Source organism: Salmonella sp. SJTUF15570, from assembly GCF_043357055.1.
In the GTDB taxonomy this organism is placed as follows: Bacteria; Pseudomonadota; Gammaproteobacteria; order Enterobacterales; family Enterobacteriaceae; genus Salmonella; species Salmonella enterica.
In genome coordinates, this window is record NZ_JBEUKJ010000004.1 from 193,303 (window position 1) to 218,160 (window position 24,858).

The following is a 24,858-nucleotide window of genomic DNA, read 5'->3' on the forward strand; positions in this document are numbered from 1 at the left end:
GGCGGCGCACTGCCTGCCGGGCAACGTAGAGCATTATTGGGTCACGTCAGCGCCAAACCATTTTTCAGAGAGCGCTTTTAAGGTGCCATCTTTTTGCATTTCCGCAATGGCGTTATCTACCGCCTTCAGCAAGTCTTCGTTGCCTTTACGTAACGCAACGCCGGACTCCTGACGCGAAAACGCATCACCGGTGACGGCCAGCGTACCTTTGGTTTTTTTCACCAGATCCAGCGCCGCCAGACGATCGACTAAAATCGCGTCAATACGGCCTACGCGCAGATCCTGGTATTTTGTAGGATCATCGTCATAGGTACGGATATCCACGCCCTGCACATGTTGACGTAGCCACTCTTCATAGTTAGTCCCCAGCCCAACGCCGACTTTTTTGCCCTGCAGATCGGCAGCCGTTTTGATCGTGCCTTCATTGCCTTTTTTCACCAGCGCCTGAACGCCGGAGACAGTATAAGGCGTAGAGAAATCATATTTTTTCTTGCGGACGTCTGAAATCGTGACCTGGTTTATCACTACATCAATGCGTTTAGCGTCCAGCGACGCCAGCATTCCGTCCCATTTGGTCGGCTTCAACGACGCTTTAACGCCCAGATGTTTTGCCAACGCCTCGGCGAAATCGACTTCAAAACCGGTTAATTTGCCGTCTTCGCCCTGAAAGCTAAACGGCGGATAGGTACCTTCCAGCCCTACCAGCAGCGTGCCGCGTTCTTTAACTTTGTTCAGCAAACCCTCATCGGCAAAGCTCTTCGCGCTCATTCCCGCCACCAGCGCTACAGCCATTACTCCCATCAGTGCCTGACGTCCCAGCAGTGCTAATTTCATAGTAACCCCGAATATTGCCGTTAATGACCATAGACTGTGTCCCGCCATGGCGCATCGTCACGTCTCGCGAACCTTTGGGGGACTCAGCCTAATGTAGAAGGTTCGCCACGTTTCACCAACACGACTCTGCTACATCTTATGCTTTTTTAATATATATCAGAACTGGCGGTAAAGGGGGATTTCTGTCTGGGTGCAATCTGCTGATGCGCTTTATATTGCTGGTATTTACGTAGTGCGATACGGTAATTATTGGTGCTGGTTTCCGGCAACCATGGCGCCAGGCTTTCATCGAGAAAACCGTCCTGCAGCAGATCGTGGGAAATGTTTTGCTCGCTGAGGTAATTGCCAAGACGTCGTAAACGCACGACATATTCCCGCACCGTGCCATGACTCATCTCGGTTTGTTCAAACAAATACTGTTTGAAACCGATAATATCGAAAAAATCACTCTGCTTTTTGCAGTGCAAATCGCCGCAAAAGCGACACAGCGCCACCCACTCCTTCTGCTCCCGCTGCCAGGCAGCGTCGTCAAGTAGCATATCCAGCTGTGAAATAGCGATTTTATTAACGATCTTGCCACGGCGAACCAGCGTAATGCGGTCGAGCAGCTTGTGACAATGCGCGCAATGCGTCTGGCTGTGTTTAAAGTCTTTAAGATAGCGGCTCAAGGGCCGCCTTTTAGGTTGCTGCACCGTCATGAGAACTCCTGGTAGTCTATACGTTGTGCGGCACTTTTCGGGTGCGACCATGCGCGACCTATAACTTACCCAGTTTGGTGCGTAATCGTTTGATGGCCTGACTATGCAACTGGCTGACCCGCGATTCGCCGACTTCCAGTACCGCGCCAATCTCTTTGAGGTTGAGCTCTTCCTGGTAATACAGCGTTAACACCAGTTGCTCGCGTTCCGGCAGCGATTCAATCGCATCCATTACCCGCTGTCGCAGGTCGCCCTCCAGCAGTTGATGTAACGGGTTTTCCTGTTGATGTTCTTCAGTCACCAGTTCGATGCTATCGCCATGCTCTTCCCGCCACTCATCGTAAGAGAAAAGTTGGCTGTTGTTGGTATCGAGCAACATCTGACGATACTCCGCAACAGGGATGCCAAGACGTTCCGCCACTTCGGTTTCCGTCGCATTACGCCCCAGTTCCTGCTCCAGTTGTCCCATCGCCTGCGCCACTTCGCGGGCATTACGCCGGACGCTACGCGGCACCCAATCGCGGCTGCGTAATTCATCCAGCATCGCCCCACGAATACGCTGCACTGCGTAAGTGGTAAATGCCGTTCCTTGCAAAGCGTCATATCGGTCGACCGCATTTAATAACCCGATGCCGCCCGCTTGTAGCAGATCGTCCAGTTCCACGCTCGCCGGCAATCGCACCTGCAGGCGCAATGCTTCGTGACGCACCAGCGGTACATAACGCTGCCACAGCGAGTGTTTATCCATTACACCTTCAGCGGTATACAGTGAATTCACGATAAACAGCCCTGCGTTAAATGAGTTATCGGCATGATTATCCGTTTCTACAGAGGGTTCTATCGAAGGAATAAGGCTATAAAAGAAGGGTTATTTCACTTATGTAACCTGTAGCACCTTTTTAGCGGCTAAAAGAGCAGAATAAAATCAGCCAGATAGGATAAACGGGATGCGCAAAAGCCCACCCCGAACAAAACTATGTCAGAAGATGAATCATCGACAGATCGTCGCCAGTACGCACCGTTTCTATATGGCGATGAAAATTCTTCGCCACCTCGCTGTTATGCTGGCTGCGGGAGTGAAAACTATACACAATATTAGTAACGTCATCCCACTCAAGCCGCCCGCGCTCATGCACGCTGGCTGCCGTTAATAGCTTAATAAAGGCATATTCCGCTACGATAATATACAGCGCGCGTAACGGGTCGACATTCGGCTGGTTGGGGAAATTATTTTCCCAAATTTTATAGAGAATTAAATTTCTGAAAGCCCAGTTCTTCTGCTGCTCATCCGCCTGTAAACAGCGCGCTAATGAGGACTCAATATCGCTAACCTTTTGCTCCATTGAAACGCCCTCTTCCGCCGTCAGCACCCGCAGAAGACACTGGATGTAGTGATCGAGGACATAGCTTCCTCTGCTCGGTGGGAGAGCCCTGAAATAATCCTGCATCAACAGTACCAGGGATGTTTTGAATTTCTTATCCGGCGTAATATTAGCGAGTTCCTGAGTTAACGAACCGGACTGCAGCTGGGAAACTAACGTGCCATACACTTGCTCAATCTCCCCTAATGCAGCGTCATCAATCCGGGGAAACTTCTGCACATACATTACAAACTTGATCAACGCGTATAATGCCGCATCCGGATTGCTGGCAGCATGGTTAATCAAACTCAGGCAAAACAAGTTAAGTAGTTTTTGCTGTGGGGAGAATAGCGGCGCGGTATTGTACTTCTGCTGAATGATCGCCTTTTCATTGAGTGTTACCGCATCGGGGTCGTTTAAAAGATGGGCTGTCACTTCCGGGCAGGCAAGGCTTAGAGAATGTCGTACCTCGTTTTTATAAGTATGGAACACCCGCGGAAACGTAGTGCAGGTATAACTTAATGCTTTAGCTCCCAGTTTTTTTTGTACCTTGCACAGACGATCGTCATCCAGATAAGGGCAGCTGCCTGTCCCAGATGGTAATTTAATCTCCCCCCAGTTATTTGGGGCTTTCTTTAACAGAATAATACTATTTTTGGCAATCTCTCTGATGGTTACATCCTTGCTGGTAAGGTACTTTTTGACCGTCGTCTTATCCAGCGTGATTTTCCAGCCCTTACAACAGTGGTCGCGACAGGCCGAGCCAGAACAGGAAAAGCGGGTGACAAAGGCAGGTTCAGTGACGGTGATTTCTTTCATTACACAGGCTCCGGAATTAAAAAAGGCAGCTTTCGCTGCCTTGATTGTGTACCACGTGTCGGTGAATCAATCGCCGGATTAACGCAGTAAAGAGAGGACGTTTTGCGGAACCTGGTTAGCCTGCGCCAGAACGGAAGTACCAGCCTGCTGCAGAATCTGCGCTTTAGACATATTAGAAACTTCCGTTGCATAGTCAGCATCTTCGATACGGCTACGCGCGGAGTTCAGATTGGTTACCGTATTGCCAAGGTTGGTAATGGCTGAATCAAAACGGTTTTGAATTGCCCCCAGAGAAGAACGAACTGCGTCCACTTTTGACAATGCAGAATCAATTGAAGCCAGTGGGTTAGCGGTACTTTTCTTAGCAGCGGCAGCGTCTTCATTGATTAATGTACTAACGCCAGAAGCTGTTTTGTCAATAAACATGGTTTTGCCTGCTAAGGTGACCTTATCACCCGTGGCGTTAGCAGTATATTCAGCCCCGTTTACTGTAATTTTACTTTCGCCTTTAACAGCATTGTTTGCTTCCAAATCAGAAAGTTTCGCACTCTCGTTTTTGGTTTTATCATCAAAAGTAAACTGACCGTTCACTACAGATGTATAAACATTTTTGCTTGATTGTAAGGTAGCAGCATCAACATTCGCCGCACCAACGGTAATATCAGCGACAGTTAACGTAACTTTTTCACCATTGATGGTAGTAGAAACCTTACCATTACCGTCATTACCAGTTTTTGTATCAATAGTAAAAGTCACGCCTTTATAATCAAAGGTATCTCCTTCCTTACCACCCTTAATGGCACCAGCTATCGCTTTGGCTTCAGCGGTACCAGCAGTAGATTTAGTGGTCTTAAAGAGGTTAACCGCAGTGTTATTTTCCGCATCGTCAGTTGTTAACTGACCGTTTGCTGCATTTACATATACTTTATTCGGTGCTACTGCATCAGTCACTACAGCACCGGAATTAATATCTACACGATATTTATCGGCACCCGCTGCATAGGTGTCGTAACCCGTAACATTCTTGAAGCTGGACTTCAGATCACCCACTGTCGCTTCTTTTGGCCCATTAACATTGAACCCATCAAGGCCAAGGCTTTTCACATCAATTTTTTGCAGATCGATGGTAATGGTTTCACCATCGTTAGCACCAACCTGGATTTTCATCTGGTTGTCCTGAGACAGGACTTTAACACCGTTAAATTGAGTCTGATTAGAAACGCGATCGATTTCCTCCAGACGTTGCTGAATTTCATCCTGGATAGATTTCAGATCGGAATCAGAGTTAGTCCCGTTAGTGGCCTGAACAGACAACTCACGCACACGCTGCAGGTTGTTGTTGATTTCATTCAGCGCACCTTCAGTGGTCTGCGCAATAGAAATGCCGTCGTTAGCGTTACGGGAAGCCTGAGTCAGACCTTTGATATTAGACGTGAAACGGTTAGCAATCGCCTGGCCTGCCGCATCGTCTTTCGCGCTGTTGATACGCAGACCAGAGGACAGACGCTCAATAGCGGAACTCAGTGAGGACTGAGATTTGTTCAGGTTATTCTGGGTCAACAGCGACAGGCTGTTTGTATTAATGACTTGTGCCATGATCTTTTCCTTATCAATTACAACTTGATGTTATTGGGCTGTTGCCCACGGTTTCTCACCGTAACCCTTGTATCGGCACCTGAATTTCGAACTTTAGAAAATTTTTCACTTCCCCCGATCTTTTTCTTAGCCTGCGAAATAGCCGCTTTATGCATCATTATTCCACGCATTATTTTTGCAAAATTATCATTAAACTTTGCTTCCAGATTGCCGATAACGCGTTTAACTACTGTTTGCAATCGAAAGGAAGATGGCATGGCTTCAATTTCATCATTAGGTGTAGGGTCAAACTTACCTCTGGATTCACTGCTGACTAAACTGACCAACGCTGAAAAAGGACGCTTAACGCCGATCACACAGCAGCAGAGTGCTAATACGGCCCGTCTAACGGCATACGGTACTTTAAAAAGTGCACTGGAGAAGTTTCAAACAGCAAACACGGCCTTAAATAAAGCCGATCTGTTTAAAAGTACGAATGTCACCAGCAGTACAGAAGACCTGAAAGTCTCGACGGAAGCTGGGGCCGCACCTGGAACTTATGTGGTTAGCGTAACTCAGTTAGCACAAGCACAATCTTTGAGTACAGCAACCAAAATTACATCCACCAAAGAAGTGCTGGGAGATACCACATCTGACAGCCGTACCATAAAAATTGAACAGAAAGGCCGTAAAGAACCACTTGAAATCAAGCTCACTAAAGATCAAACCTCTTTAGAGGGCATCCGTGACGCCATTAATGATGCTGACAGTGGTATTTCCGCCAGTATCGTTAAAGTTAAAGAAGGCGATTATCAGCTTGTACTGACCGCAGATAGTGGCACGGATAATCAAATGACTATCTCTGTGGAAGGCGATAGCAAACTCAGCGATCTGTTGTCCTATGATAGTAGTACTGGCACGGGCAAAATGAAGCAACTGGTTGCTGCAGATAATGCTTTGTTAACCGTTAACGGCATTGATATTGAGCGACCGAGTAATAAAATCACTGACGCTCCACAAGGTGTGACGCTTGAACTAACTAAAGAAGTAAAAAACGCCCGTATTACTGTCACAAAAGATAATGAAAAGGCGACCGAAGCCGTCAAAGGTTGGGTTGATGCCTACAACTCGCTGCTTGATACCTTTAGTTCATTAACAAAATATACAGAGGTTGATCCAGGGGCTGAAGAACAGGACAAAAACAACGGTGCACTACTTGGAGATACCGTAGTGCGAACGATTCAAACTGGAATCCGCGCTCAGTTCGCTAATGGTGCAAGTACAGGTACATTTAAGACCCTGAATGAAATTGGTATTACTTCTGATGGTACCACCGGAAAACTAAAAATTGATGATACCAAGCTTAAAAAAGCGCTGGATGAAAATACCGCTTCTGTACGTGAGCTGCTGGTAGGTGATGGTAAAGAAACGGGGATCACCACCAAAATTGCCACCGAAGTGAAAAGTTATCTGGCCGATGACGGCATTATTGACAGCGCCCAAGACAGTATTAACGCCACGCTGAAAAAGCTGACTAAGCAATATCTGACCGTCAGCAGTAGCATTGACGACACCGTTGCCCGTTACAAGGCCCAGTTTACCCAACTGGATACCATGATGAGTAAGCTGAATAACACCAGTACTTATTTGACCCAGCAATTTAATGCTATGAACAAGTCCTGATAACAGAGGTTACCATGTACACCGCGAGCGGTATCAAAGCTTATGCGCAAATCAGCGTGGAAAGCGCCGTGATGAGCGCCAGCCCGCATCAGTTGATTGAAATGTTGTTTGATGGCGCGAATAGCGCTCTGGTGCGCGCTCGCCTGTTTTTAGAACAAGGCGATGTTGTCGCGAAAGGTGAAGCGTTAAGCAAAGCCATCAATATTATCGATAACGGGCTGAAAGCCGGCCTCGATCAGGAAAAAGGCGGTGAGATTGCGACGAATCTTTCCGAGCTATACGACTATATGATTCGCCGTTTACTGCAGGCTAATTTGCGTAACGACGCTCAGGCCATCGAAGAAGTGGAAGGGTTACTCAGCAATATTGCAGAAGCCTGGAAACAGATTTCACCGAAAGCATCTTTCCAGGAGTCTCGTTAATGACCTCAACCGTGGAGTTTATCAACCGTTGGCAGCGTATTGCGCTGCTCAGTCAATCGCTGCTTGAACTTGCGCAGCGAGGTGAATGGGATCTCTTACTGCAACAAGAGGTCTCCTATCTGCAAAGTATTGAAACGGTGATGGAAAAGCAAACTCCACCGGGCATTACGCGAAGTATTCAGGATATGGTCGCCGGATACATCAAACAAACGCTGGATAATGAGCAGCTCCTGAAAGGGCTGCTGCAACAGCGACTGGATGAACTCAGTAGTTTGATCGGACAATCCACCCGCCAAAAATCACTCAACAACGCTTATGGGCGTCTTTCCGGTATGTTACTCGTGCCAGACGCGCCTGGCGCCTCATAATATTTTCTCGTCTCGTATGAAAATTCTTCCATACTCCAGAGGTCGGCTAAACGACTTCTGGAGCACGGAAGATGAAAAACCCCACGTTATTGCAGTACTTCCACTGGTATTATCCCGACGGCGGTAAACTCTGGTCTGAGCTGGCGGAACGTGCTGATGGGCTGAATGATATCGGTATCAATATGGTCTGGCTACCGCCCGCCTGTAAAGGCGCCTCCGGCGGCTATTCCGTAGGCTATGATACCTACGACCTGTTTGACCTCGGCGAATTTGACCAAAAAGGAACTATCGCGACAAAGTACGGCGATAAACGCCAGTTACTGACGGCGATAGACGCGCTCAAAAAAAATAATATTGCGGTGCTGCTCGACGTCGTCGTGAACCACAAGATGGGCGCAGACGAAAAAGAACGTATTCGCGTTCAGCGCGTGAATCAGGATGACCGCACGCAAATCGATGACAACATCATTGAATGCGAAGGCTGGACGCGCTACACCTTCCCTGCCCGCGCGGGCCAGTATTCCAACTTTATTTGGGACTATCACTGTTTCAGCGGCATTGATCACATCGAGAATCCCGACGAAGACGGCATTTTTAAGATCGTCAATGACTATACCGGCGATGGCTGGAACGATCAGGTTGATGATGAGATGGGTAATTTCGACTATCTGATGGGGGAAAATATCGATTTTCGCAATCACGCGGTTACGGAGGAGATTAAATATTGGGCTCGCTGGGTCATGGAACAAACCCATTGTGACGGCTTTCGCCTGGACGCGGTAAAACATATACCCGCCTGGTTTTATAAAGAATGGATTGAGCATGTACAGGCGGTTGCACCAAAACCGCTGTTTATTGTCGCAGAATACTGGTCGCATGAAGTAGATAAACTGCAAACGTACATCGATCAGGTCGACGGGAAAACCATGCTGTTCGACGCGCCGTTGCAGATGAAATTTCATGAAGCCTCGCGCCAGGGCGCGGAGTATGACATGCGCCACATTTTCACCGGCACGCTGGTAGAAGCCGACCCTTTTCATGCGGTGACGCTGGTCGCTAACCACGATACACAACCGTTACAGGCGCTGGAAGCGCCGGTAGAACCCTGGTTCAAACCATTGGCCTATGCGCTGATCCTGCTTCGTGAAAACGGCGTGCCATCGGTGTTTTATCCCGATTTATACGGCGCCAGCTATGAGGATAGCGGCGAAAATGGCGAGACCTGTCGGGTCGACATGCCGGTGATTAACCAACTGGATCGGCTGATCCTTGCTCGTCAGCGTTTTGCGCACGGTATACAAACTCTCTTTTTCGATCATCCTAACTGTATCGCCTTTAGTCGCAGTGGTACTGAAGAGAATCCAGGCTGTGTGGTCGTACTTTCCAATGGCGACGACGGTGAAAAAACCCTCCTGCTCGGCGACAATTACGCTAACAAGACCTGGCGTGATTTTCTGGGAAACCGCAGTGAGCATGTTGTAACTAATGATCAAGGCGAAGCGACGTTCTTCTGCAACGCAGGCAGCGTCAGCGTGTGGGTCATTGAGGACGTGTGATGAGCGTTCCCGGCGGCAGAGCGCTGCCGGGAAGCGAAATTACGGCAGCGGCGTCGGCAGCGGCGTTTTTTCTAACGCGGCGGCGCACTCCGGCGTCGGACGAGCGACCCGTTGCAGCGTCATGCCATCATATTCCAGGGTATTCCCGTCGCGCTCAATCTCATAGAGCTCACGCTTAACCGTAACATTGGTTAAGTCATCGGAGAGCATGGTCAGCTTGCCCGGCAGAGCAATAACGCGCTGCCACTGGCGGCAGTCCAGCGTATCGCCTTCTTTAGTCACCACCAGGCTGGCGATAGCTTCAGGGCTCACCAGCTTACGTTGCGGGCCTTTTGACTGCCAGTACCCTTCCAGACCGGCCGGCGCGGGCGTTTTCACCACATCATTATAGTTTTCCACCTCGGCGCATCCGGCCAGAACCAGCAATGCGCCAACGATCGCTACTTTTTTCATCATTCATCCTGCATCAGAAGAAAGAGGAATTGTGGCATTAAAGCCCTGACGCCGCCAGCCTTTCCAGGCGCTGGCCGCAATTTGATCCAGTCGGTATTACCGCTTATTAGGTGTAGGCAAATTCTGTGATCGGTGTAGTATGCGCACTTCTTGTTTCACACCTTCTGAGTTCAGAGGCTAAACACATGTCATGGCAACACTTCAAGCAAACCTGGTTAATTAAATTCTGGGCGCCGGCCCCTGCGGTGATCGCAGCCGGTATTCTCTCTACCTACTATTTTGGCATCACCGGCACGTTCTGGGCCGTGACGGGCGAATTTACCCGCTGGGGCGGGCAAATTTTGCAGCTTTTTGGCGTTCATGCCGAACAGTGGGGCTACTACAAGCTGATTCATCTGGAAGGTACGCCGCTGACGCGTATCGACGGCATGATGATCCTCGGCATGTTCGGCGGCTGTTTCGCCGCGGCGCTGTGGGCCAACAACGTAAAACTGCGTATGCCGCGCAGCCGAATCCGTATCGTACAGGCGGTGGCCGGAGGCATGATCGCTGGCTTCGGCGCGCGTCTGGCGATGGGGTGTAACCTGGCCGCCTTTTTTACCGGGATCCCGCAGTTCTCCCTACACGCGTGGTTCTTTGCGCTGGCGACCGCTATCGGTTCCTGGTTCGGCGCCCGCTTTACGTTGCTGCCGATATTTCGCATACCGGTGAAAATGCAAAAGGTCTCCGCGGCTTCGCCACTGACGCAGAAACCGGATCAGGCAAGACGGCGTTTCAGGCTCGGTATGCTGGTCTTTATCGGCATGATTGGCTGGGCGTTATTAACGGCAATGCATCAGCCGAAACTGGGGCTGGCGATGCTGTTCGGCGTCGGGTTTGGGCTGCTGATCGAGCGCGCGCAAATCTGCTTTACTTCGGCCTTTCGCGACCTGTGGATCTCCGGACGCGCCCATATGGCGAAAGCGATTATTTTCGGCATGGCGGTCAGCGCCATTGGTATTTTCAGCTACGTGCAGTTGGGCGTTGCACCTAAAATTATGTGGGCTGGCCCGAATGCGGTCATTGGCGGACTGCTGTTCGGTTTTGGCATCGTGCTGGCGGGCGGCTGCGAAACCGGCTGGATGTACCGCGCCGTAGAAGGCCAGGTGCATTACTGGTGGGTGGGCCTCGGCAATGTCATCGGTTCGACCATCCTGGCTTACTACTGGGATGATTTCGCACCCGCGCTGGCGACCAGTTGGGATAAAGTTAACCTGCTGAATACCTTTGGTCCGCTGGGGGGTCTGCTGGTCACCTATCTGTTGTTATTTACCGCGCTGATGTTAATCATCGGCTGGGAAAAACGTTTTTTCCGTCGTGCGGGGCTGACGCCTGCTAAGGAATCTGTATGAAAAATATCGTCCCTGATTACCGTCTGGATATGGTTGGCGAACCTTGCCCGTACCCGGCGGTCGCCACTCTGGAAGCGATGCCGCAGCTAAAAAAAGGTGAGATCCTGGAAGTGGTGAGCGACTGTCCGCAATCCATTAATAATATTCCACTGGATGCGCGCAATCACGGTTATACGGTGCTGGATATCCAACAGGATGGCCCGACAATTCGTTATCTGATTCAAAAATAAGCGCATACTCCCGCTGTACGTTACGGCGGGAGACCTTTTTACGGCATAACCGGCAAAAATCTACAACGCATAAAAGAAATCAGACAAGGTCGTCTTGTGCGCCGTGGCATAAATCTATTATATAACGTATACCGTTTTAATTTTGTCTGAGCCGATGAAAAACCCATGACTATTTTAAGCAAAACATAAAATAATTATTATTTTCCCTCTACGCATAAAAGACTATCAGGTATTAGGTATTTATATTTTTACTCACTGACATTATCAGGTGATGATTTATTTATGCACAGCAGAAGCCAAAAAAATGATAAAAATTATTTTCATCTCCATTATTGGAGTCGTCTGTCTTGCCGCTGCCCGTTACTCACCCGTCACAGTGGTCAATGCACATCCGAGCGCCATTGCCCGCTGTCTCGCTGATAATCTGTCCCCGTATGGGTATATACTGGATCTCCATGAAACAGATATTCCAGGCATTAATAAAGAATTTACCGTGTATTATCGCAACGGCGCATATATTGCAGGAACATTCTGGATTGCAAACTCAATGACAATAGCATCAGAACGAATAGTAGGAATGAATGGCGTCAGTAAACAGGCGTACCCTATTTTTAATAAGTCCCTGCAACAATGTGCAACCCGCTTATCAATAAAATGAGCGCGCCTCGCAAAAAACAAGCCCACATAATCACGCACTGGTTGCATGGGCGTCGCGTCCCCGTCGCTGACTTAGGTAAGCGCCCGGGAGTTCGCTGCGGATGTGTTGTCAGCCCTGGCTTAAACCTGCATGGACATGACTTCCTGATACGCGGCGACCAGCTTATTGCGCACCTGAATCCCCATTTGCATAGAGACGGACGCTTTTTGCATATCAGCCATCACGTCATTAAGCGCAATGCCCGGCTCACCCAGAGTGAATTTTTCCGCCTGAACGCGCGCCGCCGTTTGTCTGTCGCTAATACGATCCAGCGCAGCATGTAGCTGGCCGGCAAAACTCACCGTCGACTGCGAGTGCGTGTCTTGCCCGCGCGCGGCCATCGCCGTCGCCTGTAACTGGCTAATAACCCCTTCAATCCCCTGTATTGCTGCCATGCTATTCCCCTGGATGATTTTTTACGCAGCAGAGATTACCAGTTTGTCAATAAGATAAAGGCGTTAAATAACGATAAAAAACCTCGGTTTTTAGCGCATAGAAAAATTCGAAACCACAAATAATGAGACCGTCAATTTTTCGAGTTTGCTGACCCGGGAGTGAGTCTTGTTCCACTTTGCAAAAAACGCCGTCCACGATCAGTCACGAGGTGCGAGATGAGTGCGACTGCATCGACTGCAACCCAACCTAAACCTCTCGAGTGGCTTAATCGCCTACGCGCGAATCCCCGAATTCCGTTAATTGTGGCGGGTTCCGCTGCCGTGGCGATCGTCGTTGCGATGGTGCTGTGGGCCAAAACGCCCGATTACCGCACGCTATTTAGCAACCTTTCCGATCAGGACGGCGGCGCGATCGTCGCGCAGTTGACCCAGATGAATATCCCCTATCGCTTTGCCAATGGCAGCGGCGCGATTGAAGTGCCCGCCGACAAAGTGCATGAACTGCGTCTGCGTCTGGCGCAGCAGGGACTGCCTAAAGGCGGCGCGGTAGGCTTTGAACTGCTTGATCAGGAAAAATTCGGTATCAGTCAGTTCAGCGAGCAGGTGAATTATCAGCGCGCGCTGGAAGGTGAACTGGCCCGGACGATCGAGACGCTGGGTCCGGTAAAAAGCGCCCGCGTTCACCTGGCGATGCCAAAGCCGTCGCTATTTGTGCGGGAACAAAAATCCCCTTCCGCCTCCGTCACCGTCACACTGGAACCGGGCCGGGCGCTGGATGAAGGACAAATTAGCGCCGTGGTACATCTGGTTTCCAGCGCTGTCGCCGGTTTGCCGCCAGGAAACGTCACTCTGGTCGATCAATCCGGTCATCTGCTCACGCAATCCAATACCAGCGGTCGCGACCTTAATGACGCGCAATTAAAATTTGCTAATGATGTGGAAAGCCGCATCCAACGCCGTATCGAAGCCATTCTGTCGCCTATCGTCGGGAACGGTAATGTTCACGCTCAGGTAACCGCCCAGTTGGATTTTGCCAATAAAGAGCAGACGGAAGAGCACTACAGCCCGAACGGCGATGCGTCGAAGGCCACTCTGCGTTCACGTCAGTTGAATATTAGCGAACAGGTAGGCGCGGGCTATCCCGGCGGCGTGCCTGGCGCGCTGTCGAACCAACCAGCGCCGCCTAACGAGGCGCCGATCGCCACGCCGCCGACCAATCAACAAAACGCGCAGAATACGCCACAAACCAGCACCAGTACCAGTACCAGTACCAACAGTAACAGTGCTGGCCCGCGCAGTACACAGCGTAATGAAACCAGTAACTACGAAGTGGACCGCACCATTCGTCACACCAAAATGAATGTGGGCGATATTGAGCGTCTCTCCGTGGCCGTCGTGGTGAATTACAAAACGCTGGCGGATGGCAAACCGCTACCATTGACCGCCGATCAGATGAAACAGATCGAGGATCTAACCCGTGAGGCGATGGGTTTTTCTGATAAACGCGGCGATACGCTAAATGTGGTGAATTCACCGTTTAGCGCAGTGGATAACACCGGCGGCGAACTGCCCTTCTGGCAACAGCAGTCCTTTATCGATCAGTTGCTCGCGGCAGGTCGCTGGTTGCTGGTGCTGGTGGTGGCCTGGATTCTGTGGCGCAAAGCGGTACGTCCGCAGTTGACGCGCCGCGTTGAAGAAGCGAAAGCGGCGCAGGAACAGGCGCAGGTTCGCCAGGAAACCGAAGAAGCCGTGGAAGTACGCCTTAGCAAAGACGAGCAGCTCCAGCAACGCCGGGCTAACCAGCGTCTGGGCGCCGAGGTGATGAGCCAGCGTATTCGCGAAATGTCAGACAACGATCCGCGCGTGGTGGCGCTGGTCATTCGCCAGTGGATGAGTAACGATCATGAGTAATCTTAGCGGTACCGATAAAAGTGTCATTTTGTTGATGACCATTGGCGAAGACCGGGCGGCAGAGGTGTTTAAACACCTCTCCACTCGCGAAGTGCAGGCGTTAAGTACGGCGATGGCTAACGTGCGTCAGATCTCCAACAAACAACTGACGGACGTACTATCAGAGTTTGAGCAAGAAGCGGAGCAGTTCGCCGCGCTGAATATTAACGCCAACGAATACCTACGCTCCGTACTGGTTAAAGCGCTGGGCGAAGAACGCGCCTCCAGCCTGCTGGAAGATATTCTGGAAACGCGCGATACCACCAGCGGTATCGAAACGCTCAACTTTATGGAACCGCAGAGTGCCGCCGACCTGATTCGCGACGAACACCCGCAGATTATCGCCACCATTCTGGTCCACCTCAAACGCAGTCAGGCCGCCGATATTCTGGCGCTGTTTGACGAACGACTGCGTCATGATGTGATGCTGCGTATCGCGACATTTGGCGGCGTACAGCCGGCGGCGCTGGCGGAGTTGACCGAAGTGCTGAATGGCCTGCTCGATGGTCAGAACCTGAAACGCAGCAAAATGGGTGGCGTAAGAACCGCGGCGGAAATTATCAACCTGATGAAAACGCAGCAGGAAGAAGCGGTTATTACCGCTGTGCGCGAATTCGACGGCGAACTGGCGCAGAAAATCATCGACGAGATGTTCCTGTTCGAAAATCTGGTGGATGTGGACGATCGCAGTATCCAGCGTCTGCTGCAGGAAGTGGATTCCGAATCGCTGCTGATCGCTCTGAAAGGCGCCGAACCGCCATTACGCGAGAAGTTCCTGCGCAATATGTCCCAGCGCGCCGCCGATATCCTGCGCGACGACCTTGCCAACCGTGGCCCGGTTCGTCTGTCTCAGGTGGAAAACGAGCAGAAAGCGATTCTGCTTATTGTGCGTCGTCTGGCGGAAACCGGCGAAATGGTGATTGGCAGCGGCGAGGATACCTATGTCTAATGAATTGCCGTGGCAAGTCTGGACCCCCGACGATCTCGCCCCGCCGCCGGAGACGTTTGTGCCGGTTGAGGCTGATAACGTGACCTTGACAGACGATACGCCGGAGCCCGAACTCACTGCCGAACAGCAGCTGGAGCAGGAGCTGGCGCAGCTAAAAATACAGGCCCATGAACAAGGTTATAACGCCGGGCTGGCGGAGGGACGGCAAAAAGGACACGCGCAGGGATACCAGGAAGGGTTAGCGCAGGGGCTGGAGCAAGGACAAGCCCAGGCGCAGACGCAGCAGGCGCCGATTCATGCCCGTATGCAGCAGTTAGTGAGCGAGTTTCAGAACACGCTTGACGCGCTCGATAGCGTTATCGCCTCACGGCTGATGCAAATGGCCCTGGAGGCCGCGCGTCAGGTCATCGGCCAAACGCCGGCGGTGGACAACTCGGCGCTGATTAAACAGATCCAACAACTGTTGCAGCAAGAGCCGCTCTTTAGCGGCAAGCCGCAGTTGCGCGTGCATCCGGACGACTTACAGCGGGTGGAAGAGATGCTGGGCGCCACGCTCAGTCTTCACGGATGGCGGTTACGCGGCGATCCAACGTTGCATCACGGCGGGTGTAAAGTCTCTGCCGATGAGGGCGATCTGGACGCCAGCGTCGCCACTCGCTGGCAAGAGTTGTGTCGCCTGGCGGCGCCGGGAGTGCTCTGATGACCACGCGCCTGACCCGCTGGCTTACCGCGCTCGACAACTTTGAAGCCAAAATGGCGTTATTGCCGGCGGTGCGTCGTTATGGACGTTTAACCCGCGCCACTGGCCTGGTACTGGAGGCCACCGGTCTCCAGCTTCCGCTGGGCGCCACCTGCATTATTGAGCGCCAGGACGGCCCTGAAACCAAAGAGGTGGAATCGGAAGTCGTCGGTTTTAACGGCCAGCGTCTGTTTTTAATGCCGCTGGAAGAGGTCGAAGGCATTCTGCCCGGTGCCCGCGTTTACGCCCGTAACGGGCATGGCGACGGTCTGCAAAGCGGCAAACAGTTACCGCTCGGCCCGGCCCTGCTTGGTCGGGTGCTGGATGGCGGCGGTAAACCGCTCGACGGACTGCCTGCGCCGGATACGCTGGAAACCGGCGTGTTAATCACGCCGCCGTTTAACCCGCTACAGCGAACGCCAATCGAACATGTGCTGGATACCGGCGTACGCGCTATCAACGCGTTGTTAACCGTAGGGCGCGGTCAGCGTATGGGACTCTTTGCCGGTTCCGGCGTCGGTAAGTCGGTTCTGCTTGGCATGATGGCGCGCTACACGCGGGCGGACGTGATTGTCGTGGGACTTATCGGCGAACGTGGCCGCGAAGTTAAAGATTTTATCGAAAATATTCTCGGCCCCGACGGTCGCGCGCGTTCGGTGGTGATCGCCGCCCCGGCGGATGTCTCGCCGCTGCTGCGGATGCAGGGCGCCGCCTATGCCACCCGTATCGCCGAAGATTTTCGCGATCGCGGACAGCATGTGTTGCTGATTATGGATTCGCTGACGCGCTATGCGATGGCACAGCGTGAAATTGCGCTGGCAATCGGCGAACCGCCAGCCACCAAAGGTTATCCGCCCTCGGTGTTCGCAAAGCTGCCGGCGCTGGTCGAACGTGCCGGTAATGGCATCCACGGCGGCGGCTCTATCACCGCGTTTTATACCGTGTTGACCGAGGGGGACGACCAACAAGATCCCATTGCCGACTCGGCACGCGCAATCCTCGACGGGCACGTTGTCTTGTCCCGCCGTCTGGCGGAGGCCGGGCACTATCCGGCCATTGATATCGAGGCGTCAATCAGCCGGGCAATGACCGCGCTCATTACCGAGCAGCACTATGCGCGGGTACGGCTATTTAAACAGTTGCTTTCCAGTTTCCAGCGTAACCGCGATCTGGTCAGCGTCGGTGCCTATGCCAAAGGCAGCGATCCGATGCTCGATAAAGCCATTACCTTATGGCCGCAACTGGAAGCGTTTTTACAGCAAGGCATTTTTGAACGGGCCGACTGGGAGGACTCTCTGCAGGCGCTCGATTTAATTTTCCCGACGGTGTGATAAAGCAGGAGGGCGACGATCATGGCACAACATGGCGCTCTGGAAACACTCAAAGATCTGGCCGAAAAAGAGGTAGATGATGCGGCGCGTTTACTGGGCGAAATGCGTCGCGGCTGCCAACAGGCGGAAGAACAGCTCAAAATGCTGATCGATTATCAGAATGAGTATCGCAGTAATTTGAACACCGATATGGGCAACGGCATCGCCAGTAATCGCTGGATCAACTATCAGCAGTTTATTCAGACACTGGAAAAGGCGATAGAGCAGCATCGCCTCCAGCTTACGCAGTGGACGCAAAAAGTCGACCTGGCGCTGAAGAGCTGGCGTGAGAAAAAGCAGCGACTTCAGGCCTGGCAAACCTTACAGGACCGACAAACCGCGGCAGCGCTGTTAGCTGAAAACCGCATGGATCAGAAAAAGATGGATGAATTTGCTCAGCGTGCAGCAATGAGGAAACCCGAATGATCACCCTGCCCCAACTGATCACCACCGATACCGACATGACCGCGGGTCTGACGTCAGGAAAAACCACCGATTCAGCCGAGGACTTTCTGGCGCTACTGGCGGGCGCGTTAGGCGCAGACGGCGCACAGGGCAAAGACGCCCGCATCACGCTGGCCGATTTACAGGCGGCAGGCGGCAAGTTATCGAAAGAGCTACTGACCCAACATGGCGAGCCGGGCCAGGCGGTGAAGCTTGCCGACCTGCTGGCGCAAAAAGCGAATGCGACGGATGAAACGCTTACCGATCTAACACAAGCGCAGCATCTACTGTCTACGCTAACGCCATCGTTGAAAACCAGCGCTCTGGCCGCACTGAGTAAGACGGCGCAGCATGATGAGAAAACGCCCGCGCTGAGCGATGAGGATCTTGCCAGTCTGAGCGCCTTATTCGCCATGCTGCCCGGACAACTTGTCGCGACGCCTGTCGCCGGAGAGACGCCGGCTGAAAATCACATCGCCTTGCCGTCACTGTTGCGCGGCGACATGCCATCGGCGCCGCAGGAAGAGACACATACGCTCTCTTTTAGCGAGCATGAAAAAGGGAAAACCGAGGCGTCGCTTGCGCGCGCCAGCGACGATCGCGCCACGGGGCCATCACTGACGCCGCTGGTGGTCGCTGCCGCCGCGACCAGCGCGAAAGTGGAGGTGGATAGCCCGCCCGCGCCAGTAACGCATGGCGCGGCAATGCCGACGCTCAGCAGCGCCACGGCGCAACCGCAACCGCTACCTGTCGCCTCAGCCCCGGTACTCAGCGCGCCGTTAGGCAGCCATGAATGGCAGCAAACGTTCAGTCAGCAGGTCATGTTATTTACGCGTCAGGGACAGCAAAGCGCGCAGCTTCGATTGCATCCGGAAGAGTTAGGTCAGGTGCATATTTCGCTCAAGCTGGATGACAATCAGGCGCAGCTCCAGATGGTATCGCCGCACAGCCATGTCCGCGCCGCGCTGGAAGCCGCCCTGCCCATGTTGCGCACTCAGTTGGCGGAAAGCGGCATTCAGTTGGGACAAAGCAGCATCAGTAGCGAAAGCTTTGCCGGACAGCAGCAGTCTTCATCGCAACAACAGTCTTCCCGCGCCCAACACACGGACGCGTTTGGCGCTGAAGATGACATAGCGTTAGCGGCGCCGGCCTCGCTTCAGGCCGCCGCGCGCGGCAATGGCGCAGTGGATATCTTCGCCTAACGCCAGAGGTAGCATGATTATCCGCGTCTTTTCCACGCTTTGTCGTGGACAGGACACGGGATAATCAGCCAATAAGCAGTACCGAAACAGGAAGCCCGTATCAGATGACTGACTCCGCGATTAACAAAAAGAGCAAACGCTCGATTTGGATACCTTTGCTGGTGTTGATTACCCTCGCCGCCTGCGCGACCGCTGGTTATAGCTACTGGCGTATGCAGCAGCAACCGACCACGAACGCTAAAGCGGAACCGGCTCCGCCGCCCGCGCCGGTATTTTTTGCGCTGGATACGTTTACCGTCAATTTGGGCGATGCGGATCGCGTGTTGTATATCGGCGTGACCCTGCGTCTGAAAGACGAAGCGACGCGCGCGCGATTAAATGAATATCTGCCGGAAGTACGCAGCCGTCTGCTGTTGTTGTTTTCCCGCCAGAATGCCGCCGAGCTCTCAACAGAAGCTGGCAAACAAAAACTGATTGCCGCCATTAAAGAGACGCTGGCCGCGCCGCTCGTTGCCGGACAACCAAAACAGGTCGTCACTGACGTGCTTTATACAGCTTTTATTCTGCGGTAACGATATGGGCGATAGTATTCTTTCTCAGGCTGAAATCGACGCGCTGTTGAACGGCGACAGCGACACCAAAGACGAACCCACTCCCGGTATCGCAAGCGATAGCGATATTCGCCCTTACGATCCCAATACTCAGCGTCGCGTCGTGCGTGAACGCTTGCAGGCGCTGGAGATTATTAACGAGCGTTTCGCACGCCAGTTCCGGATGGGATTATTTAACCTGCTGCGCCGCAGCCCGGATATTACCGTGGGCGCCATACGTATTCAGCCGTATCACGAATTTGCGCGTAACCTGCCGGTACCGACCAACCTGAACCTGATCCACCTGAAGCCGCTACGCGGCACCGGGCTGGTGGTGTTCTCGCCGAGTCTGGTGTTTATTGCCGTCGATAACTTGTTCGGCGGCGACGGTCGTTTTCCGACCAAAGTCGAGGGCCGCGAGTTTACCCATACGGAACAGCGTGTCATCAACCGTATGCTGAAACTGGCGCTGGAAGGCTATAGCGACGCATGGAAAGCCATTAATCCGCTGGAAGTGGAGTATGTGCGTTCCGAAATGCAGGTGAAATTTACCAATATCACCACCTCGCCGAACGATATCGTCGTCAATACGCCGTTTCATGTGGAGATCGGCAATCTGACCGGTGAATTTAACATCTGTCTGCCATTTAGCATGATCGAGCCGCTGCGTGAGCTGCTGGTGAATCCGCCGCTGGAAAACTCGCGCCATGAAGATCAGAACTGGCGTGATAACCTGGTACGCCAGGTTCAGCACTCTGAACTGGAGCTGGTGGCCAATTTTGCCGATATTCCGTTACGTCTTTCCCAGATTTTGAAGCTGAAACCCGGCGATGTACTGCCGATTGAAAAACCCGACCGCATTATTGCTCATGTGGACGGCGTTCCGGTACTCACCAGCCAATATGGCACCGTAAACGGACAGTATGCGCTACGCGTAGAACATTTGATCAACCCAATTTTGAATTCGCTGAATGAGGAACAGCCCAAATGAGTGACATGAATAATCCGTCCGATGAGAATACTGGCGCATTGGATGATCTGTGGGCTGACGCGTTAAACGAGCAAAAAGCGACCACCAATAAAAGCGCCGCCGACGCGGTTTTCCAACAGCTTGGCGGCGGCGATGTCAGCGGTGCTATGCAGGATATCGATCTGATTATGGATATCCCGGTCAAACTGACCGTAGAGCTGGGCCGCACGCGAATGACCATTAAAGAACTGCTGCGTCTGACGCAGGGGTCGGTCGTCGCGCTGGACGGGCTGGCGGGCGAGCCGCTGGATATCCTGATTAATGGCTACCTGATTGCCCAGGGTGAAGTGGTCGTCGTGGCGGATAAATACGGCGTACGTATCACCGATATTATTACGCCATCCGAGCGTATGCGTCGCTTGAGTCGTTAATGATGAAGACAGAGGCCACGGTTTCTCAGCCCACCGCGCCAGCCGGATCGCCGCTCATGCAGGTGAGCGGCGCATTAATTGGCATTATTGCGCTCATTCTGGCGGCGGCCTGGGTGATTAAGCGTATGGGATTCGCGCCAAAAGGAAATAGCGTCCGGGGACTCAAGGTGTCAGCCAGCGCCTCGCTTGGCCCGCGCGAACGCGTGGTGATTGTCGAGGTCGAAAATGCGCGTCTGGTACTGGGCGTGACCGCCTCGCAGATCAACCTGCTGCACACCCTGCCGCCCGCGGAGAATGACACGGAAGCACCCGTTGCCCCACCGGCGGATTTCCAGAACATGATGAAGAGCTTACTCAAGCGTTCCGGGAGATCCTGATGCGCCGTTTGTTATTCCTTTCTCTGGCGGGTCTGTGGCTTTTTAGTCCCGCCGCTGCTGCGCAACTGCCGGGGCTTATCAGCCAACCATTAGCGGGCGGAGGCCAAAGCTGGTCATTATCCGTCCAGACGCTGGTTTTCATCACCTCGCTGACGTTTCTGCCAGCGATTTTACTGATGATGACGAGCTTCACGCGTATCATCATTGTTTTTGGCCTGTTGCGTAACGCGCTGGGCACGCCCTCGGCACCGCCAAATCAGGTGTTACTCGGGCTGGCGTTGTTTTTGACCTTTTTTATTATGTCGCCCGTCATTGACAAGATTTACGTGGATGCTTACCAGCCGTTTAGCGAGCAGAAAATTTCTATGCAGGAAGCGCTGGATAAAGGCGCGCAACCGTTACGCGCGTTCATGCTGCGCCAAACCCGCGAAGCCGATCTGGCGCTGTTTGCCCGTCTGGCCAATAGCGGTCCGTTACAGGGACCGGAAGCAGTACCGATGCGTATCCTCCTGCCCGCTTATGTCACCAGCGAATTAAAGACGGCGTTTCAGATCGGTTTTACGATTTTCATCCCTTTTTTGATTATCGACCTGGTGATCGCCAGCGTATTGATGGCGTTGGGGATGATGATGGTGCCGCCAGCGACAATCGCCCTACCGTTTAAGCTGATGCTGTTTGTGCTGGTCGATGGTTGGCAATTGCTTGTGGGGTCGCTGGCCCAAAGCTTTTACAGTTAGAGGCGCAAAATGACTCCTGAATCCGTCATGATGATGGGCACCGAGGCGATGAAAGTCGCTCTCGCCCTGGCTGCGCCGCTGTTACTCGTCGCGCTGATTACCGGCCTCATTATCAGCATCTTGCAGGCCGCGACTCAGATTAATGAAATGACGCTGTCGTTTATCCCTAAAATCGTCGCGGTATTCATCGCAATTATCGTTGCCGGCCCGTGGATGCTCAACCTGCTGCTGGATTACGTGCGCACTCTGTTCAGCAATTTACCTTATATCATCGGATAAACAGAACGATGATCCAGGTTACAAGCGAGCAATGGCTATACTGGCTGCATCTCTATTTCTGGCCTTTGCTGCGCGTACTGGCGCTGATTTCAACGGCCCCCATTCTCAGCGAGCGCGCTATTCCCAAGCGGGTAAAACTGGGGTTGGGAATAATGATTACCCTTGTTATCGCGCCGTCGCTACCGGCAAACGATACGCCGCTTTTTTCTATTGCCGCCTTATGGCTGGCGATGCAACAAATTCTGATCGGTATTGCGCTGGGATTTACCATGCAATTCGCCTTTGCGGCGGTGCGTACCGCAGGTGAGTTTATCGGTCTGCAAATGGGGCTTTCCTTTGCCACCTTCGTCGACCCGGGCAGCCACCTGAATATGCCGGTTCTGGCGCGTATTATGGATATGCTCGCCATGCTACTGTTTCTCACCTTTAATGGCCATTTGTGGCTTATTTCGCTGCTGGTCGATACCTTCCACACCCTGCCCATCGGTAGTAACCCGGTGAACAGTAATGCATTTATGGCGCTCGCCAGGGCCGGAGGGCTCATTTTCTTAAACGGACTGATGCTGGCATTGCCGGTCATTACCCTCCTGCTTACGCTCAACCTGGCGCTGGGGCTATTAAACCGCATGGCGCCGCAGCTCTCGATATTTGTTATCGGTTTCCCGCTTACCCTCACCGTCGGCATTATGCTGATGGCCGCGCTAATGCCATTAATTGCGCCGTTTTGCGAACATTTATTCAGCGAAATTTTCAATTTGCTTGCTGATATTGTTAGCGAGATGCCGATAAATAATAACCCATAATTTTTATCCTGTTTTACTAAGGTTTATCCGAAAATAAATTTTAAAAAACATTCACCAGGATATATCCACTGCCCCTTATTTGTTTTTACTTCACTCACATAACGCAACATTCACTTTACTTTAAGATGATTCCTGGCAAATTATATGTAACTTTACGGGATAGTAAGTTCGCCTGAAAAACCGCGTAAGCGTTGTCTAAGGTGACTATTCGTGTTCCGTCTGATTATGGTGAGTTATTCAGGTAAGGGGAATTATCGTTACGCATTGAGTGAGGGTATGCCATGTCAACGATTATTATGGATTTGTGCAGTTACACCCGGCTAGGGTTAAGCGGGTATCTGGTCAGCAGAGGGGTGAAAAAAAGGGAAATCAACGACATCGAAACCGTTGACGAACTCGCTATCGCTTGTGGCGCGCATCAGCCTTCGGTGGTGTTTATTAATGAGGACTGTTTCATTCATACGCCTTCAGACAGTCAACAAATAAAGCAAATCATTAATCAGCATCCTGACACGTTATTTATTGTTTTTATGGCAATTGCTAATGTGCATTTTGATGAATATTTATTAGTAAGAAAAAACTTATTGATTAGCTCAAAATCGATTAAACCTGACTCGCTGGATACCATTCTTGGCGATATTCTGAAAAAAGAGTCGGGTATTTCAGGAACCATAAATTTACCAACATTATCGTTAAGTCGAACTGAATCCAGCATGTTGCGAATGTGGATGGAAGGTCAGGGAACCATTCAGATTTCTGACAGAATGAATATTAAAGCAAAAACAGTATCCTCCCATAAGGGGAATATAAAAAGAAAGATAAAAACGCATAATAAACAAGTGATCTATCACGTAGTGCGGCTGACAGATAACGTCACTAACGGCATTTTTGTTAACATGCGCTGAGACATCCGGACTGGCAATGTACCTCCAGTCCGGCTCAATTAGTCCTGCTCCGCCTTCTCGACAAAAATACCATCCTGGTGACCTGACTCATTGAAGAACCAGATGCCGAGCGGGTAATCCTCCAGCGAAACCAGGTACATTGTGCCTTCACTAAATTCTTCCACTGCCAGTACCACGCCCGGTCGGCGGGGACCGCCGTCCGTTTTAACGGTTACCCGATCATTCACCTTCATCATTTTCCTCCTGTCGCTTTGTGCCAGTGTAGAACAATTTTCTGCGTCTGACAGCGCCTTGCCGGCGTGTTTGCTGGTTTTCTCAACGGTCTATACTTAGGCTGTCAGGAACCCGTGAGGTAGTGAAGATGAAAACGGCAAAAGAGTACAGTGATACGGCCAAGCGCGAAGTGAGCGTCGATGTAGATGCGCTACTGGCGGCCATCAATGAAATCAGCGAAAGCGAGGTTCACCGTAGCCAGGAAGATCCTGAGCGGGTGAGCGTAGACGGACGGGAATATCATACATGGCATGAATTAGCTGAAGCATTCGAGCTGGATATTCATGATTTTAGTGTAACAGAAGTAAACCGTTAAAAATGGCCGAAAAAAATCCCGGCCCTACGGGTCGGGATCAA

31 protein-coding genes are annotated in these 24,858 nt (G+C 52.0%); 22 read left to right on the plus strand and 9 right to left on the minus strand.

What is annotated here, in order from left to right; genetic code table 11:
• Positions 1 to 33: 33 nt before the first annotated feature.
• The 6 genes from tcyJ to ABVN44_RS09735 form a co-directional block, all read right to left on the minus strand.
• A complete protein-coding gene (tcyJ, locus tag ABVN44_RS09710; protein ID WP_000761636.1) occupies positions 34 to 834 on the minus strand; it encodes a cystine ABC transporter substrate-binding protein in 801 nt (266 codons plus the stop codon).
• Between the two features lie 146 nt (positions 835 to 980).
• Positions 981 to 1,532, minus strand: coding sequence for a flagella biosynthesis regulatory protein FliZ (gene fliZ / locus ABVN44_RS09715; RefSeq protein ID WP_000218080.1), 552 nt, complete (start codon positions 1,530 to 1,532; stop codon positions 981 to 983).
• Positions 1,533 to 1,590: 58 nt separating this feature from the next.
• Positions 1,591 to 2,310 (minus strand): RNA polymerase sigma factor FliA, encoded by a 720-nt coding sequence (locus tag ABVN44_RS09720; RefSeq protein ID WP_001087453.1) that lies wholly within the window; start codon positions 2,308 to 2,310, stop codon positions 1,591 to 1,593.
• Positions 2,311 to 2,506: 196 nt separating this feature from the next.
• Positions 2,507 to 3,712, minus strand: coding sequence for a flagellin lysine-N-methylase (gene fliB / locus ABVN44_RS09725; RefSeq protein WP_048348806.1), 1,206 nt, complete (start codon positions 3,710 to 3,712; stop codon positions 2,507 to 2,509).
• A gap of 78 nt (positions 3,713 to 3,790) precedes the next feature.
• On the minus strand, positions 3,791 to 5,308 hold the full coding sequence (locus ABVN44_RS09730) for a flagellin (RefSeq protein ID WP_129339460.1): 1,518 nt from the start codon (positions 5,306 to 5,308) through the stop codon (positions 3,791 to 3,793).
• 17 nt (positions 5,309 to 5,325) lie between these two features.
• Positions 5,326 to 5,565, minus strand: a complete 240-nt coding sequence (locus tag ABVN44_RS09735) for a hypothetical protein (protein ID WP_001141165.1) — start codon at positions 5,563 to 5,565, stop codon at positions 5,326 to 5,328.
• On the opposite strand from ABVN44_RS09735, the gene fliD reads away from it, so the two are divergent.
• From fliD to amyA, 4 genes are all read left to right on the plus strand, one after another.
• Positions 5,564 to 6,970, plus strand: a complete 1,407-nt coding sequence (gene fliD / locus ABVN44_RS09740; protein ID WP_023232067.1) for a flagellar filament capping protein FliD — start codon at positions 5,564 to 5,566, stop codon at positions 6,968 to 6,970. The genes ABVN44_RS09735 and fliD overlap by 2 nt on opposite strands.
• Before the next feature lie 14 nt (positions 6,971 to 6,984).
• A complete protein-coding gene (gene fliS / locus ABVN44_RS09745; RefSeq protein ID WP_000287760.1) occupies positions 6,985 to 7,392 on the plus strand; it encodes a flagellar export chaperone FliS in 408 nt (135 codons plus the stop codon).
• Complete coding sequence (gene fliT, locus ABVN44_RS09750; RefSeq protein ID WP_000204899.1) at positions 7,392 to 7,760, plus strand: flagella biosynthesis regulatory protein FliT; 369 nt, start codon at positions 7,392 to 7,394, stop codon at positions 7,758 to 7,760. The genes fliS and fliT overlap by 1 nt, the downstream gene beginning before the upstream one ends.
• 71 nt (positions 7,761 to 7,831) lie before the next feature.
• Complete coding sequence (gene amyA / locus ABVN44_RS09755; RefSeq protein ID WP_000795489.1) at positions 7,832 to 9,316, plus strand: alpha-amylase; 1,485 nt, start codon at positions 7,832 to 7,834, stop codon at positions 9,314 to 9,316.
• Between the two features lie 39 nt (positions 9,317 to 9,355).
• Here the strand turns inward: amyA and yedD are convergent, their stop codons facing one another.
• Positions 9,356 to 9,769: a lipoprotein YedD gene (gene yedD / locus ABVN44_RS09760; protein WP_000754694.1), complete on the minus strand. Its 414-nt coding sequence runs from the start codon at positions 9,767 to 9,769 to the stop codon at positions 9,356 to 9,358.
• A gap of 128 nt (positions 9,770 to 9,897) precedes the next feature.
• Here yedD and yedE point away from each other — a divergent pair, with 128 nt between their 5' ends.
• The 3 genes from yedE to ABVN44_RS09775 all read left to right on the plus strand — a co-directional run bounded on the left by yedE (position 9,898) and on the right by ABVN44_RS09775 (position 12,048).
• Positions 9,898 to 11,160, plus strand: a complete 1,263-nt coding sequence (gene yedE, locus ABVN44_RS09765) for a selenium metabolism membrane protein YedE/FdhT (protein ID WP_324248798.1) — start codon at positions 9,898 to 9,900, stop codon at positions 11,158 to 11,160.
• Positions 11,157 to 11,390, plus strand: a complete 234-nt coding sequence (yedF, locus tag ABVN44_RS09770) for a sulfurtransferase-like selenium metabolism protein YedF (protein ID WP_000790504.1) — start codon at positions 11,157 to 11,159, stop codon at positions 11,388 to 11,390. Before yedE ends, yedF begins: the two co-directional genes overlap by 4 nt.
• A gap of 271 nt (positions 11,391 to 11,661) precedes the next feature.
• Entirely contained in the window at positions 11,662 to 12,048 is a 387-nt protein-coding gene (locus tag ABVN44_RS09775; RefSeq protein ID WP_000639596.1) for a hypothetical protein, read from the plus strand.
• 119 nt (positions 12,049 to 12,167) lie between these two features.
• Here ABVN44_RS09775 and fliE read toward each other — a convergent pair whose 3' ends face one another.
• Positions 12,168 to 12,482, minus strand: a complete 315-nt coding sequence (gene fliE / locus ABVN44_RS09780; protein WP_000719037.1) for a flagellar hook-basal body complex protein FliE — start codon at positions 12,480 to 12,482, stop codon at positions 12,168 to 12,170.
• A gap of 216 nt (positions 12,483 to 12,698) precedes the next feature.
• On the opposite strand from fliE, the gene fliF reads away from it, so the two are divergent.
• From fliF to rcsA, 14 genes are all read left to right on the plus strand, one after another.
• Positions 12,699 to 14,393, plus strand: a complete 1,695-nt coding sequence (gene fliF, locus ABVN44_RS09785; protein ID WP_048348808.1) for a flagellar basal-body MS-ring/collar protein FliF — start codon at positions 12,699 to 12,701, stop codon at positions 14,391 to 14,393.
• Positions 14,386 to 15,381: a flagellar motor switch protein FliG gene (fliG, locus tag ABVN44_RS09790; protein ID WP_000067735.1), complete on the plus strand. Its 996-nt coding sequence runs from the start codon at positions 14,386 to 14,388 to the stop codon at positions 15,379 to 15,381. Before fliF ends, fliG begins: the two co-directional genes overlap by 8 nt.
• A complete protein-coding gene (fliH, locus tag ABVN44_RS09795) occupies positions 15,374 to 16,081 on the plus strand; it encodes a flagellar assembly protein FliH (protein ID WP_000064158.1) in 708 nt (235 codons plus the stop codon). The genes fliG and fliH overlap by 8 nt, the downstream gene beginning before the upstream one ends.
• Positions 16,081 to 17,451, plus strand: coding sequence for a flagellar protein export ATPase FliI (gene fliI / locus ABVN44_RS09800; protein WP_023232064.1), 1,371 nt, complete (start codon positions 16,081 to 16,083; stop codon positions 17,449 to 17,451). Before fliH ends, fliI begins: the two co-directional genes overlap by 1 nt.
• Before the next feature lie 21 nt (positions 17,452 to 17,472).
• Positions 17,473 to 17,916 (plus strand): flagellar export protein FliJ, encoded by a 444-nt coding sequence (gene fliJ, locus ABVN44_RS09805; RefSeq protein WP_000046981.1) that lies wholly within the window; start codon positions 17,473 to 17,475, stop codon positions 17,914 to 17,916.
• Complete coding sequence (fliK, locus tag ABVN44_RS09810; protein WP_023232062.1) at positions 17,913 to 19,136, plus strand: flagellar hook length control protein FliK; 1,224 nt, start codon at positions 17,913 to 17,915, stop codon at positions 19,134 to 19,136. The genes fliJ and fliK overlap by 4 nt, the downstream gene beginning before the upstream one ends.
• Before the next feature lie 104 nt (positions 19,137 to 19,240).
• The gene (gene fliL / locus ABVN44_RS09815; RefSeq protein WP_000132169.1) at positions 19,241 to 19,708 is read left to right on the plus strand and encodes a flagellar basal body-associated protein FliL; all 468 of its coding nucleotides are present in this window, start codon (positions 19,241 to 19,243) and stop codon (positions 19,706 to 19,708) included.
• A gap of 4 nt (positions 19,709 to 19,712) precedes the next feature.
• Positions 19,713 to 20,717 carry a flagellar motor switch protein FliM gene (gene fliM, locus ABVN44_RS09820; RefSeq protein ID WP_000502811.1) on the plus strand — a complete coding sequence of 335 codons (1,005 nt, stop codon included), beginning with the start codon at positions 19,713 to 19,715 and terminating at the stop codon, positions 20,715 to 20,717.
• Complete coding sequence (gene fliN, locus ABVN44_RS09825; RefSeq protein WP_001282111.1) at positions 20,714 to 21,127, plus strand: flagellar motor switch protein FliN; 414 nt, start codon at positions 20,714 to 20,716, stop codon at positions 21,125 to 21,127. The genes fliM and fliN overlap by 4 nt, the downstream gene beginning before the upstream one ends.
• The gene (fliO, locus tag ABVN44_RS09830; RefSeq protein WP_000978276.1) at positions 21,127 to 21,504 is read left to right on the plus strand and encodes a flagellar biosynthetic protein FliO; all 378 of its coding nucleotides are present in this window, start codon (positions 21,127 to 21,129) and stop codon (positions 21,502 to 21,504) included. Before fliN ends, fliO begins: the two co-directional genes overlap by 1 nt.
• Positions 21,504 to 22,241 carry a flagellar type III secretion system pore protein FliP gene (gene fliP, locus ABVN44_RS09835; RefSeq protein ID WP_001253411.1) on the plus strand — a complete coding sequence of 246 codons (738 nt, stop codon included), beginning with the start codon at positions 21,504 to 21,506 and terminating at the stop codon, positions 22,239 to 22,241. Before fliO ends, fliP begins: the two co-directional genes overlap by 1 nt.
• A gap of 9 nt (positions 22,242 to 22,250) precedes the next feature.
• On the plus strand, positions 22,251 to 22,520 hold the full coding sequence (fliQ, locus tag ABVN44_RS09840; RefSeq protein ID WP_000187355.1) for a flagellar biosynthesis protein FliQ: 270 nt from the start codon (positions 22,251 to 22,253) through the stop codon (positions 22,518 to 22,520).
• Between the two features lie 8 nt (positions 22,521 to 22,528).
• Positions 22,529 to 23,323 (plus strand): flagellar biosynthetic protein FliR, encoded by a 795-nt coding sequence (gene fliR, locus ABVN44_RS09845; RefSeq protein WP_000616953.1) that lies wholly within the window; start codon positions 22,529 to 22,531, stop codon positions 23,321 to 23,323.
• Between the two features lie 281 nt (positions 23,324 to 23,604).
• Entirely contained in the window at positions 23,605 to 24,228 is a 624-nt protein-coding gene (gene rcsA / locus ABVN44_RS09850; RefSeq protein ID WP_000103971.1) for a transcriptional regulator RcsA, read from the plus strand.
• Positions 24,229 to 24,266: 38 nt separating this feature from the next.
• Here the strand turns inward: rcsA and dsrB are convergent, their stop codons facing one another.
• Positions 24,267 to 24,461, minus strand: coding sequence for a protein DsrB (gene dsrB, locus ABVN44_RS09855; protein WP_000867218.1), 195 nt, complete (start codon positions 24,459 to 24,461; stop codon positions 24,267 to 24,269).
• 128 nt (positions 24,462 to 24,589) lie between these two features.
• Between dsrB and yodD the strand changes: the two genes are divergently transcribed.
• Complete coding sequence (yodD, locus tag ABVN44_RS09860; RefSeq protein ID WP_000844798.1) at positions 24,590 to 24,817, plus strand: YodD family peroxide/acid resistance protein; 228 nt, start codon at positions 24,590 to 24,592, stop codon at positions 24,815 to 24,817.
• Positions 24,818 to 24,858 lie beyond the last annotated feature (41 nt).